Genomic DNA, 13,448 nt, shown 5'->3' on the forward strand with positions numbered 1-13,448 from the left:
AAAGAACGAAATCTTTAAAAGAGGTGTAACTTCATGTCAAGAAAAAAAATGGGCATTTTAGTCATGGCTTATGGTACTCCATACACTGAAGAGGATATTGAAAGATATTATACACATATTCGTCATGGGAGACGGCCAAGCGACGAATTGATTGCCGACCTAAAAGGCAGATATGAAGCGATCGGTGGATTATCCCCGCTTGCAAAAATAACGGCAGGACAAGCTGAAGCGCTTGAAAAGAAATTGAATTCCGTTCAGGAGGAAGTTGAATTCAAGGCATATCTTGGACTGAAACATATTGAACCTTTTGTTGAAGACGCAGTGAAACAAATGCATGAAGATGGAATCAAAGAAGCGGTCAGTATAGTATTGGCACCGCATTTTTCCACATTCAGCGTGAAGTCTTATAATGGACGTGCCCAGGATGAAGCCTCTAAATTGGGGGACCTGACCATCACTTCCGTTGAAAGCTGGTATGATGAGCCAAAATTCATCCAATATTGGGTAGACCAGGTAAAAGAAGTAATCGGGAAAATGACCTCGGAAGAACGCGATAATTTCGCTTTGATTGTGTCGGCACATAGCCTCCCTGAAAAAATCCTGCAATCGGGAGATCCGTACCCAAATCAACTGAAAGAAACGGCAGACATGATAGCTGAAGGCGCAGGCGTTAGCAATTATGCAGTAGGCTGGCAAAGCGCTGGACAAACACCTGAACCATGGTTGGGACCTGATGTACAGGATTTAACCAGAGATCTTCATCAAGCAAAAGGTTATAAAGCTTTCATTTATATTCCTGTCGGCTTTGTTGCCGAGCACCTTGAAGTCCTTTATGATAACGATTATGAATGTAAGGTTGTGACGGAAGAGATTGGTGCAGGCTACTATAGGCCGGATATGCCCAATGTTAAACCTGAATTCATCGATGCTTTGGCCACAATCATTTTAAACAGATTACAGGAAAAGTGATCAGTCAATAGGAGAAAGTAGTTTAACCATGCTTGCAATGTGCTCTACATATTTTCATGTGAAGTTGAAAGATGTTGTACACCTGGAAAAGCGACGCTTTCTTTTTACTTGACCTTGGTGATTTAAATGAATACTCGAAAAAGTGGCTGTCCAGTAATGAGGATGGCCATTGTTTCTATAAGAAATTGAAAATATAATTGAAAAGACTGAAAATTTTTGGTATGATATCGTTGAACATAATGACTGTTTTGTCCGTTTGGTCAGGATTGAGGTGGGAAATGTCTGTTGATCGTAAAAAATTAATTTTAGAAGCTGCGACCAAGTCGTTTTCACTTTTTGGATATAAGGCAACGACGATGGATCAAGTCGCTAAAATTGCCAATGTGGGAAAAGGGACCATTTATACCTTTTATAAAAATAAAGAAGAGCTGTTTAAAGAAATCGTTCAGCGGTTGATAGAGGAAATGAAATATGAGGCGGAACAATCTTTGGATGACCAACTCTCCTTTTTTGAAAACCTGCATCGTGCCGTTTATCGAATTCTGGAGTTCAGGCAGCAACATCAATTATCTTTGAAACTTCTTCAGGAAGAGCGTGAAATTGGTACGCCGGCCGTTCAGGAAATGGTTAATGAAATGGAAGAAGCCATTGTATCCTACATTAAGGAAAAACTAAAAATAGCGATTGATAAGGGCTATATACAGCCTTGTGATCCAGAGATAACAGCTTTCCTGATGCTAAAGATGTACCTTGCCCTGATTTTTGATTGGGAAAGGAACCATGCCCCATTAGATAAAGAGGAAATTGCTGAACTATTTAAAATATATTTATTCAAAGGATTATCCGTTACGTGATAATTCTATTTTTTTGCTCAAATGCAATGAATCCCAAATAAAAAGAAGAGATACCGTTAGGTACCTCTTCTTTTTATTTGGGGTTTTCAGCTGCAAAACCGAACCATATATGAATTCATCCTGCTATTTGGGAAGCGGATGGTGAAACACAGGACAACTACTCTCCAGAAAGGCAATGATCACAGCGGTTTCCATAACATTCGTGCTGTTCTTCAATTTTTTTTCCGCATTCCGTGCATTGTTTCGGTGGCAGGTTTTTAAAGAACTCAATGCTACTTTGAATCATGAACATCATCTCCTGAATTTTTTTATTATTCGCTTTTCTATGGTTTTATTGTATTATAACAGTTTTGGAATGTCAATGAATGTTTTATAACATAAGTAAAAAAGGTGAAATAAGGGCAAGAATAGTTTATATTAATGGGGAAGTCATTGAGAGAAAAAAAGGAGTGCCTAAGCATGAAAATCACCGTAATTGGCTGCTGGGGCGGTTATCCAGCTAAAAATGAGGCAAGTTCCGGCTATTTGCTTGAATATGAAGATTTTCGCATTCTGCTTGATTGTGGCAGCGGTGTTCTATCACAGCTGCAAAACCATATGAAGCCGGAGGATCTTGGTGCAGTTGTATTATCCCACTATCATCCAGATCATGTAGCGGATATTGGTGTCCTGCAGCACGCCGCGTTCATACAGCAGAAATTGGGCAGCGAAAAAAGGACCATTCCTATATATGGTCATGATTTAGACGAGGTCGAATTTGGTAAGTTAACTTATAAAGACGTGACAAAGGGGATAGCCTTCTCTGCTGATCAACCCTTAACCATTGGACCGTGTAAATTTACGTTCATGAAAACAAAACATCCAGTCCCTTGTTTTGCGATGAGGATTGAAGCTGAAAATCATTCGATAGTTTACACAGGTGACAGTTCATATATGGATGAGCTTGCAGATTTCTCTAAAGACGCAAATGTTTTATTATGTGAAAGTAACTTTTACAGTGATATGGATGGTTCAAAGGCGGGGCATATGACGGCAAGGGAAGCGGGAATGCTGGCAGAAAAGGCTGACGTCCAGCTTTTGCTGTTAACTCACCTCCCGCATTATGGGAATCTCGATCAACTGAAAAAAGAAGCATCCGAGGTATTCAAAAGGGAAATAGCTGTAGCCAAAACCAATCTCGAATTCCAACTATAAATGAAACAACAGGGATATGAACTCTACAAGGAGGAACAACTGTGCTTTTTATTGATAATAAGGGAATTACAGATCCAAGAATTAACCTGGCCATCGAAGAATATGCGCTTAAACATTTAAATATAGATGAAACCTATCTTCTATTTTACATTAATCGACCTTCAATCATCATAGGAAGGAATCAAAATACGATTGAAGAAATCAATTCCGATTATGTAGATGGAAATGGCATTACAGTTGTTCGCCGCCTTTCCGGGGGTGGAGCGGTTTATCATGACCTAGGGAATCTCAATTTCAGTTTCATTACGAGAGATGATGGGGATAGTTTCCATAACTTCAAGAAATTCACCCAGCCTGTCGTGGAAACGCTCGAGAAACTAGGAATACATGCTGAATTGAGTGGTCGTAACGATATTCTGGCTGAAGGAAAGAAGATTTCGGGAAATGCGATGTTCTCAACGAAGGGCAGGATGTTCAGTCATGGGACATTGCTGTTTCAATCAGAAATGGATCACATTGTATCCGCTTTAAAAGTGAAAAAAGATAAAATCGAGTCCAAAGGGATTAAATCGATAAGAAGCCGTGTCGGTAATATTGCCGATTTCCTAAAAGAACCGATGTCTGTTGAAGAATTCCGTTCATTCCTTCTGCAAAATATTTTCAAAGATAGCGGAAAGGTTACAGAGTATGTTTTAACCGAGACGGATTGGGAGAAAATTCACGAAATTTCGGAAGAAAGATATCAAAACTGGGAGTGGAATTACGGAAAATCACCTAAATTCAACTTGCAAAACTCACATAGATTCCCTGTGGGATCTGTTGATATCCGCCTTGAAGTAAACAGGGGAATCATTGAAAATTGTAAAATCTACGGCGATTTCTTCGGGGTCGGAGAGGTTGCGGATATTGAACAAAAGCTTACTGGAATACGCTATGAAAAGGAAGCAATCAGCAGGGTACTAGATGAGATTGATGTTCGTCATTATTTTGGCAATGTAACGAAAGAAGAAATATTGGCTTTAATATATTAAGCTTGAAAAGCCGTCCCGACTTAAAAGGACGGCTTTTGTGCCTGATAATGACAGTAATTGCTTGAATATGGATAAAATTGTTGCTGTGATCGCATTCTTTTAATATAATAAAAATGTAATTAGTTCACCATAAAAATGAATGACTGTTCATTCATGCTATTTGCAGGGGAGGGAGAAAGATGAATTTATCTGAACAGCTTCATCAAATGGCTTTAAAAAAGGCGGATAAGCCAGCATATTACTTTATGGATCAATCCACTTCATATGGGGAATTGGATAAAGCCGTTACGAAATTCGCAGACGAATTACATAGGCTTGGTGTTTCAAAAGGTGATAACATTGCGCTGTTATTAGGCAACTCTCCACATTTCATCATTTCATTGTATGGAGCTATGCGAGCAGGGGCTACCGTAATTCCCGTCAATCCAATTTACACACCTGACGAGATTGGTTATATCCTGAATAATGGCGATGTAAAGGTTGTTGTGGCATTAGATAAGCTTTTACCCTTACTAGAGAAAATGAACCCGATCCTCTCAAGCGTAGAACAATATGTGATTTGTGAAACGGAGCCTGATAATGGGGATATTAGCAAATTTAACATATACCCAAAAATGAAATCGTTTACAAAAATGATCGAATCGGGGGATGAAGGCTTTAAAGGTCCAGAACTGGATCCTGAAGATACGGCAATCATACTCTATACTTCGGGAACATCGGGGAAACCAAAGGGGGCCATGCTCACACATACCAATATCTACTCCAATGCACATGATATTGGTGAATATTTAAGAATCACGGAAAGTGACCGTGTCATTACGACATTGCCAATGTTCCATGTTTTCAGTTTAACGGTAGTTGTGAATGCCCCATTGATAAGCGGAGGTACGCTTTTAATTGTCCCGCAATTCAGTCCAAAGGAAATATTCAGTCAAATCAAAAAATATGATGCAACCGTTTTTGCTGGAGTGCCTACGATGTATAACTTTCTTTTCCAATATCCAGATGCGAAAGAAGATGCTTTAAAGTCGTTACGCATATGCATATCGGGCGGATCTGCCATGCCAGTGTCCTTGCTTGAATCATTCGAGCGGAAATTTAATGTCAGGGTTTCAGAAGGATATGGCCTATCCGAAGCTTCTCCTGTTACCTGCTTCAATCCTTTGGATCGTCCAAGGAAGGCGGGATCCATCGGAACCTCCATCCTTAGGGTGGAAAACAAAGTGGTCAATGAGCTTGGAGAAGAAGTGCCGATCAATGGGGTTGGAGAATTGATTGTCAGAGGTCCGAATGTAATGAAGGGGTATTATAAAATGCCTGAAGAATCAGCCGCTGTCTTGAAAAATGGCTGGTTATATACAGGCGATTTAGCCAGGATGGATGAAGAAGGCTATTTTTTCATTGTAGATCGTAAAAAGGAGCTTATTATCGTCGGTGGCTATAATGTCTATCCACGTGAAGTGGAGGAGGTTCTGTATGCCCATCCTGAAGTAGTTGAGGCGGCAGCCATAGGCGTTCCCGATCCCAATCAGGGGGAAGTGGTTAAATGCTTTGTGGTAAAGAAAAACAATGCATTGACCGAGGAAGAACTGCTTTCCTATTGCATGGAACACTTGGCCAAATATAAGGTACCGGCAAAAATTGAGTTTTTGGATGAACTTCCAAAAAACGCGACAGGTAAAATTTTACGACGCTCCTTGAAAAACCATGTACTGCAAAACTGAATTTCATTGATCATATGGAGATCATTGCCTATAACCGGCAATGGTCCTTTTTTTGTACAACCAAATTGTATCAGGCTGCATAAAATATATTGGAGAATCTTAAAACCTTGATTCTTGTTTCGAAAAGAGTTATGATAGTCATTAAAAATTTCCACATAATTGTAAGGAGGGGTTAGATGAGAGATGTAAAGCTTTTGGATATTTTTACACATCCCATTGCTCAAAAATACTTGAACCGTTCAGGTCTGGCACATGCGATTGCGGTAGCATACCATGCGTTTCACTTAGCAAACGAATATAATGTCGACCCTGATATTGCTGCTAAAGCTGGACTTTTGCATGATATGGGTCATTTCACCTGGTATCGCAATGGTAAATGGGATTATGATCTGTATAAACAAAATGATATTCACCCCATCAAAGGTGCAGAACGAGCACATAAACTGTTAATCCGCTTGGGAGAAAACCCGATAAAGGCAAAGACCATTTCCCTCGCCATTTTATTTCACACCGATTCGTTCTTACCTTCAAATGATATTATTCGTACACCGCTTCAGCAAGTCGTCAAATGGGCTGACGAAAAAGATGAAGAAGAAGGTGGAAAACACCATTATCGCAAAATTGATTTTCCACGGGCAAAGGAGAGCATCATGAAACTTGATACGCTCATAGATGAGGAACAAAGAAAAAGGCTATCATCCTGAAGGCAAACGGGGTGATAGCCTTTTTACTGTCAGGAGGAGCACATTTATTTAAAGTATTTTTACAGTTTAAATTTGTTATCAGGTGAATTAATGATGTAAAATATAGACCATTAGAACTATTTTACGGCGGGAAATTATAAAAACTATCGGATTAATAACAAATAATGAAAAAGAACAGGTGAAGTTATGAAGTCGATTAAGCTAATGATATATGGTGGTCAGGGAGGACTTGAGGGAATCATTGAAAAAGAAGCTGACATTAAGGTCATAGGGATCACTGGAAATGAAATGGACCTTCTTGATCCTGATCATAGACCATCAGTCATGCCAGATGCCATTCTTATTGATGCCCGGTCTTCAGGGAAGTATGGACAGGAAGTCATGCCAATTATAAAGGAAAAACACCCATTTACTCCCTTCGTCATTTTTACTGCCTATTCAGAAGATCATTATCTTATCGAAGCGATATGCCATGGTGCAGCAGGTTATGTGTTACAGGGTGGCGGAATGAAACAAGTGCTGTCGGCAATCCGTCAATGTGCCAATGGTCAAATAGTCTATCCTGCCTCAATAAAATCAATATTAATGAAGAAGCTGCAGCAGGATGTTGAAAGATCACCAGTAACTTTGGATAAGGCAATCGAAAAATTGGGGGCCTTTTCCAAACGCGAGTATGAACTGCTTATCCTGCTAACCCAAGGGGAAACGAATCAGCAAATTTCAAAAAAACTTTTTCTATCCATCGGCACGGTAAAAAACTATATAAGCCGGATTTACAGAAAACTGAATGTTAATAATCGACCGGAGCTTATGGCGCTTTTGTATAGCTTTCAAAATAGCGGGATGAAGGGATGACTTACTCATGCCCGTCCCCCCGTTAATCGCTTACACGGATTCTTTATCGGATTCACATTCCAAAGCAATTAGGTAGCGGCAGAGAGACAAAATCGTTTAACCTCCCAGCCCTCCATTTATTAACGCCTCTGCGTTGCATCATTCCGCCTCCTCGTATGTCAATGATCCTGTCACCGGCGTAAAGGTGTATTCTGTGAAATTTCAAGGTGGATAAAAAAGAATAAAGAATCAAGAAAATGATGGAGATTGAAAGGAATAAATAATATAGAAGGGAAATGCGGTTCTAACCTGTCCATTTTGGATTAAACTATTAAGAGGGAGATTCGTTTAAGGAGGGGCATCATGGTCAGAAAATGGGCTGGCAGAGCGATTCTATTATATATCCTTTATGCAGCAGCGATGTATTGGTATATTTTTTATGGAGCTGATACCTCCATTCCCGAAGCTTTGCGTGGAACTGCAGCAGATCCTGCAACATTCCTGAATGCAAGGGAACTAAAGCTTAGCGAAGAATATTCAGGACTGCGGAATTTCATTTTTTTCGTATCCACGCCATATGAATGGCTGCTGTATTTCTTCATTTTACTATTTGGTTTATCAAAAGCATTTGAAAAGTCGTCAATGGCAGTCTCGAGACGGAATGCGATCAGAACGGGCATTTACTTATTCTGGCTTTCCGTTATTTCTTACCTGGCACTGTTTCCAATCAGTTTCATTGGATATCGGATGAGCAAAAGTTACCATATAAGTACACAAAGTTTCACCTCGTGGATGAAGGACGGAGTCATCGAATTCTGGGTGAATTTTGGGATGATGTTCATCATCGTTTCCGTTTTATATTGGTTAATGAAGAAAAGTGTGAAGAAGTGGTGGCTCTATGCCTGGATGTTGTCCATTCCATTTACCTTGTTCCTGATGTTTGTTCAGCCTGTAGTGATTGATCCGCTGTACAATGAATTCTATCCGCTCAAAAATAAAGAGCTGGAAACGGAAATATTGGCACTTGCCTCACAGGCTGAAATTCCGGCTGAACACGTGTATGAAGTAAATATGGCGGAAAAGACAAATGCCTTGAATGCATACGTGACCGGCATAGGTTCCAACTCAAGAATAGTTCTTTGGGATACGACCCTGAACAAACTGAAGGAAGATGAAATCCTTTTTATCATGGCACATGAAATGGCTCATTATGTGGAAAAGCACATTTATATAGGGATTGCAGGTTATTTAGGACTGACTTTAATCGGTTTGTGGCTGACATCGAAAATCATGAATTTTATCATTAAACGCTGGGGCCACCTGTTAAAGGTTCGTTCGGTTGACAGCATATCATCTCTTCCATTATTTCTCTTAATAACTTCTGTGCTGCTCTTTGCTTCGAGTCCGCTGTCCAATTATGTTTCCAGATATCAAGAAACAAGGGCTGACCGTTATGCCATTGAAATGACCGGGGATAAAGAATCAGCAATCACGACTTTCCAGGAACTCACGAGGTCGGGTTTGAGTCAGGTCAACCCGCCATTCCTGGTTAAATGGCTGAGGTATTCCCATCCGACCATGCTCGAACGAATTTCAACGGTTGAAAATGCAGATACAAAGGGTGATTGAAAGCCAGCTGAAAACCAGCTGGCTTTTTTTCTTCGGAAAGTGGAAGTTTATAGTTATTTTCAGAAAAAACTATTATTTTTAAAAATCTTAGGTTCTCTACTATAATAAATTAAATTCCCAGTTCGTTTTAAGGAGATCGGATATGTATAATGTACTTTTCATCACTATAGGCTCAGTGCTTGTGGCAGTAGCCTACAACTTATTTTTGATACCACATTTAATTTTAAGCAGCGGACTTAGTGGACTTGCGATTATGTTCGGAATCATCACCCCAGTCAACACAGGGATATTGAATTTTCTGATGAACCTGCCATTGCTGATTCTTGGATACCTGAAATTAGGGAGACGTTTTATCACCTATACGATATTATCAGTTGTCGTGATTTCCGTCAGTTTATATCTCATTCCAGTTCACGGAATATCCACTGAACCGATTTTGTCTTCTTTATTTGGCGGAATCATATCGGGATTCGGTATAGGCATCATCTTTCGTGCTTCGGGGTCTTCGGGCGGCTTTGATATCATTGCCATGCTATTGGCTAAGAAGAGCGACTTTCCGCTTGGTACATTGCTTTCGGTGATGAATGCAGTTGTGGTGGTTATCTCAGGCTTCATCTTCGGTTGGGATGCCGCATTATATACGCTGATTTCCATTTATGCAGCAGGAAAGGTGATCGATACGATCCATTCCAATCACATTAAATTAACATTGATGATCGTGACCAAAAAGAGTGACGAAATGAAAACGAAGCTCCTGACCAACCTATATCGTGGTATTACAGTCATGGATGGTGAAGGTGCATATTCAGGAGAAAAGAGTAAAGTAATGATGACAGTCATTACACGATATCAGTTAACCGATGTAAAAACGATGATAAAAGAAGTTGATCCGAATGCTTTTGTCAATATAACCGAAACATCCGAGGTCATGGGGATGTTTCATAAAGAGTGATGATAATTAGAAAAGCCTCCCAACATTATGGGAGGCTTTTTTGATCATTAGGCTGTTTTTAAATCATGCATTTTAATTTCCAAACTGTTTTAGTAAAACGTTCATTTCAGAACTTAGTTTTAAGAATAAAGGTTTGTTTTTCTTATCCAAGGCTTCATCGATCTGTTTTGCAAGGATATTCTTTTTGGTAGTAAGGACGGCTTCCTGAATAATCATATCAATTAACATTTCCTGAACCACGGCATCGTTTTTCATTTCGCTCATTGATAAGGACTTCACTGACTCTGAATAAGATTTTTCATTTTTCAAAGTTACCACCCCTGACCCTTTTTATTATTATATGGATTTGAGTGGATAAAATCAACTGAAAATTTAAAAAATTTAAATATTAATATAGAATGTGTCGTTTAGATGAAGAAAAAGCCACTAAATAAAAGAATTTTTAATTTTTTGTGAACTTACTTTTTATGTTCAAGGGTTGTGCTATTATAGTGAGTAATTTAACATACATTTACTATCTCCATTCACTTTTCTTCGGGGGGAATGGAAGGGTACAAGCAATTAAGGGCATAAGCTTTGGTAAAGTAAAAGCGGTGTTTAGCAATGAGGAAGAGGTGGATTAAAAATGAAGGAAAACAATCAGGGAATCATCGAGGAATATGAAATCACGCCACATACATTAATGGTTTCGCCAATCAATTACGGCAGTAAAATATATGCCCGTATAGTTGAAATGGAGGACGAGTTCATATCCCCGTTTAAACCTTTGGAAATAATAAAGAAAAGCTGTGAGTTCTTCGGGTCAAGTTATGAAGGGCGCAAGCAAGGCACAAAACAGCTTATAAACATCACACATAAAGCGCCTATTGCGATCGATCCGACCAGTTCGATTTTCTTCTTTCCCACTACATCTCCGTTGCGTCCTCAATGCATCTGGTTATCACATGAGCATGTGGTATCCTATGATCGCCTGGATTCCAAACATACTACTATCACATTCAGGAATAGACAAACCATCGATATAGCAGTATCATGCAGTTCTTTCGAAAACCAGCTGCACCGGACTTCTTTTTTAAAAACGAAATTGATCCAGAGGATTGAGGAAACAAAGAGGAAATCATTCTATCTGTTCACCGAAGCAAATGGGGTCAAGGCTTCAGAGGTAATGTCAAAGTATATACCTCGTTAGACATTCAAATTAAAGCAAGCCCTTCTTATTAAAGAAGGGCCCAGGAATTAATCTTCAAATAATTCATCCATTAGATCGTCAATTTCTTTTCTTAACTTCTCAGTGCCCTCTTTGGAAATGGTGATGGTATCACCATCGATAATCAGCATATCTCCTACTTTTGCTCCCTTGGGGAGAGCGCTTTTAGGAAAATCCTTCATGTCACCACCATCGATTTCAACGACAGCGATCTTTCCTTCGAAGCGGTCAATAATTCCTTGTACCATTTATTTCACCGTCTTTACAGTAATTTTCTGACCTGTAGAAGTAAAAATAATATTATCTGATTTATCTGTGCGATAAGTTTTGGCCTTCACTGAATTCAACCGTTTTATAACAGTGGAAGTAGGATGCCCATAGCCATTTTTTCCTACACTGATTACAGCGTATTTCGGTTTTGTTTTGTTAATGAATGCTGAACTAGTTGATGTTTTTGCACCATGATGGCCGACTTTAAGTACATCCACACTTGGTACCAGTTTTTTAGCCAGCATATCTGTCTCTGATTTTTCTTCAGCATCACCTGTAAACAAGAATGTTTTTTTGTCGTGTTTAAGTAAAAGGACTGCACTCCAATTATTTAAGTCAGACTTGGCATATTCTTTAACAGGTGCAATGAATTTAAGGGAATTATCCTTAGCTTTAGTGTTGATTTCCACGCCAGTCTGCGCTTTTTTTATTGTAAGCTTCTTCTGCTTAACAGCCGTTAAAAAGTCTTTATATGCCTGGGTAGTATGAGAAACTTTAGGGGCATACACAGATTTTACATTAAGCGATTTAATCACATAAGCCAGACCGCCCACATGATCCGCATCGGGGTGAGTGGATACTAATGCATTAAGTGTTTTCACCTTTTGTTTTTTTAGGTAGGCTACAACTTCGTCGCCCTTTCCTTTACCGCCGCCATCAATTAAAACGTTTTCGTTACCGGTTTGAATAAGGATGGCATCTCCTTGTCCAACATTGATGAAATGTACCTTCACATTTGAGGCTGCCTCAGTTGTTTTAAGTCCAGTGAATAAAGACAAAACAAGAACAGCAACCAGTAGAATATTTATTTTCTTCATTTTTCCCCTCCAAATAATAATTTACCATGTGTAATTCGAAAAATGGGGATTTGGACATGATTTTCTTTGTGATAAAAAAAGGAAGCGGGCGTCAGAATCGTGGTTAGGTAAAATGATCCTGGGTATTTATGATGGATTGTCGCTGGTGAAGAAGGGGAATGTACCTGAGTTTTTAATATGGAGAAGATGATATTCTACAGGCGGATAATGGAATGATTCTTTCATACGATCATTCATATCAATGTTTGCTTTAGCAAAAGTCACAACCAAAAGCCCTTCTCATATGAGAAGGGCTTCAGAATTAATCTTCAAATAACTCATCCATTAAAACTTAAATTTCTTTTTTTATGTTTCAGAGCCTTCTTTGAAAAAACATCGATATACAAACATTTCCTCTTTTGCTTCCTTAGGATAGAGCATTTTTACAGTAATTTTCTAATTTGTAGAAGTTAGCTGCACACAGTTTAAGTATAGGTATCATAAAATGTATAGTTACTGGAAATGTGTAAAGCCTTCTTCTCTCAAATGGTTCAGAAATAGAGGGGAGAGAATGCTAAATTTCAAATCACTTCTAAAATGAAACTACCTATTAAAGTGATAAAAAACATGCTCTCCCAATAAAAAGTGCCTTTTGGGGGACGTTTAATTGCTTCTCAAGGTAATATATATATATCCAAAAATGAAAGACGTTCCCAATGTAAGAATAATGAATCTACTTCAAAACCTAGAATTGTATAGTTATATACCGGTATACTTATAATATAACCAATAACGAATACTCCTATTGCAATATATCCAAGTATAGAATTTATTATAAGGCTACTCTTTTTCATAATTTCGTCCATATTTATTTGGACTGCACTTCATAGCACCCGTATATCATTATTTAAAGCGACTTGCCGTAAATTAATATAAGGGTATAAAGATTTATATGTATTTTCTGTCTCTATGTAACCCTTATTATCTCTTTCCGCTAACTCTTCGGGAGTTATGTACTTTCCGTCTTCTTTGTTATGTGTTTCTTCTGGATAAATCTCTTTAACAAAAGTTTTCAAAATGAAAATTGGTGCAATATACTGTGTTTAGACAAAATACTTTCTGCTATTCCAATTAGATCTAATAAATTGTACACCATATATTAGCAAAATGTTGCTATGATTGGATATAATTAAATACGTTTAGCAATTAATCAAGAAGCATTTACAGAGTGTAGTTCAATCAGAAAATCAAATTCACTCGATGGAATATCATTTGCTGATAAA

14 protein-coding genes are annotated in these 13,448 nt (G+C 38.6%); 10 read left to right on the top strand and 4 right to left on the bottom strand.

Annotated features, from left to right (window positions below):
* Positions 1–33 precede the first annotated feature (33 nt).
* Both hemH and V3595_RS10160 read left to right on the top strand, forming a co-directional pair.
* A complete protein-coding gene (gene hemH / locus V3595_RS10155; RefSeq protein ID WP_485907013.1) occupies positions 34–969 on the top strand; it encodes a ferrochelatase in 936 nt (311 codons plus the stop codon).
* 278 nt (positions 970–1,247) lie between these two features.
* Complete coding sequence (locus V3595_RS10160) at positions 1,248–1,823, top strand: TetR/AcrR family transcriptional regulator (RefSeq protein ID WP_137017105.1); 576 nt, start codon at positions 1,248–1,250, stop codon at positions 1,821–1,823.
* 157 nt (positions 1,824–1,980) lie between these two features.
* Here V3595_RS10160 and yhfH read toward each other — a convergent pair whose 3' ends face one another.
* Positions 1,981–2,109, bottom strand: coding sequence for a protein YhfH (yhfH, locus tag V3595_RS10165; protein ID WP_485907015.1), 129 nt, complete (start codon positions 2,107–2,109; stop codon positions 1,981–1,983).
* A 173-nt stretch (positions 2,110–2,282) separates the two neighbouring features.
* Between yhfH and V3595_RS10170 the strand changes: the two genes are divergently transcribed.
* The 7 genes from V3595_RS10170 (at position 2,283) to V3595_RS10200 (ending at position 9,891) form a co-directional block, all read left to right on the top strand.
* The gene (locus tag V3595_RS10170; RefSeq protein WP_485907017.1) at positions 2,283–3,017 is read left to right on the top strand and encodes an MBL fold metallo-hydrolase; all 735 of its coding nucleotides are present in this window, start codon (positions 2,283–2,285) and stop codon (positions 3,015–3,017) included.
* Positions 3,018–3,058: 41 nt separating this feature from the next.
* Entirely contained in the window at positions 3,059–4,048 is a 990-nt protein-coding gene (gene lplA, locus V3595_RS10175; protein ID WP_485907019.1) for a lipoate--protein ligase, read from the top strand.
* Between the two features lie 179 nt (positions 4,049–4,227).
* Positions 4,228–5,772, top strand: coding sequence for a fatty acid--CoA ligase family protein (locus tag V3595_RS10180; RefSeq protein ID WP_485907021.1), 1,545 nt, complete (start codon positions 4,228–4,230; stop codon positions 5,770–5,772).
* 176 nt (positions 5,773–5,948) lie between these two features.
* A complete protein-coding gene (locus V3595_RS10185; RefSeq protein WP_034314654.1) occupies positions 5,949–6,476 on the top strand; it encodes an HD domain-containing protein in 528 nt (175 codons plus the stop codon).
* Positions 6,477–6,662: 186 nt separating this feature from the next.
* Positions 6,663–7,331, top strand: coding sequence for a LuxR C-terminal-related transcriptional regulator (locus V3595_RS10190; RefSeq protein WP_485907023.1), 669 nt, complete (start codon positions 6,663–6,665; stop codon positions 7,329–7,331).
* Between the two features lie 342 nt (positions 7,332–7,673).
* Positions 7,674–8,939, top strand: a complete 1,266-nt coding sequence (locus tag V3595_RS10195) for a M48 family metallopeptidase (protein ID WP_485907025.1) — start codon at positions 7,674–7,676, stop codon at positions 8,937–8,939.
* Between the two features lie 142 nt (positions 8,940–9,081).
* Complete coding sequence (locus V3595_RS10200; protein WP_485907026.1) at positions 9,082–9,891, top strand: YitT family protein; 810 nt, start codon at positions 9,082–9,084, stop codon at positions 9,889–9,891.
* A gap of 72 nt (positions 9,892–9,963) precedes the next feature.
* On the opposite strand, the gene V3595_RS10205 is transcribed toward V3595_RS10200, so the two are convergent.
* Entirely contained in the window at positions 9,964–10,200 is a 237-nt protein-coding gene (locus tag V3595_RS10205) for an IDEAL domain-containing protein (RefSeq protein ID WP_137017118.1), read from the bottom strand.
* Positions 10,201–10,516: 316 nt separating this feature from the next.
* Here V3595_RS10205 and V3595_RS10210 point away from each other — a divergent pair, with 316 nt between their 5' ends.
* Positions 10,517–11,080 (top strand): competence protein ComK, encoded by a 564-nt coding sequence (locus tag V3595_RS10210; RefSeq protein WP_137017120.1) that lies wholly within the window; start codon positions 10,517–10,519, stop codon positions 11,078–11,080.
* 47 nt (positions 11,081–11,127) lie between these two features.
* On the opposite strand, the gene V3595_RS10215 is transcribed toward V3595_RS10210, so the two are convergent.
* Positions 11,128–11,346, bottom strand: coding sequence for a DUF3006 domain-containing protein (locus tag V3595_RS10215; RefSeq protein ID WP_057275817.1), 219 nt, complete (start codon positions 11,344–11,346; stop codon positions 11,128–11,130).
* Entirely contained in the window at positions 11,347–12,186 is an 840-nt protein-coding gene (locus V3595_RS10220; protein WP_485907028.1) for a ComEC/Rec2 family competence protein, read from the bottom strand.
* Positions 12,187–13,448: the final 1,262 nt, after the last annotated feature.

The sequence above is a fragment of the Bacillus sp. CFBP9009 genome, from assembly GCF_036541465.1.
Classification (GTDB): domain Bacteria; phylum Bacillota; class Bacilli; order Bacillales; family DSM-1321; genus Peribacillus.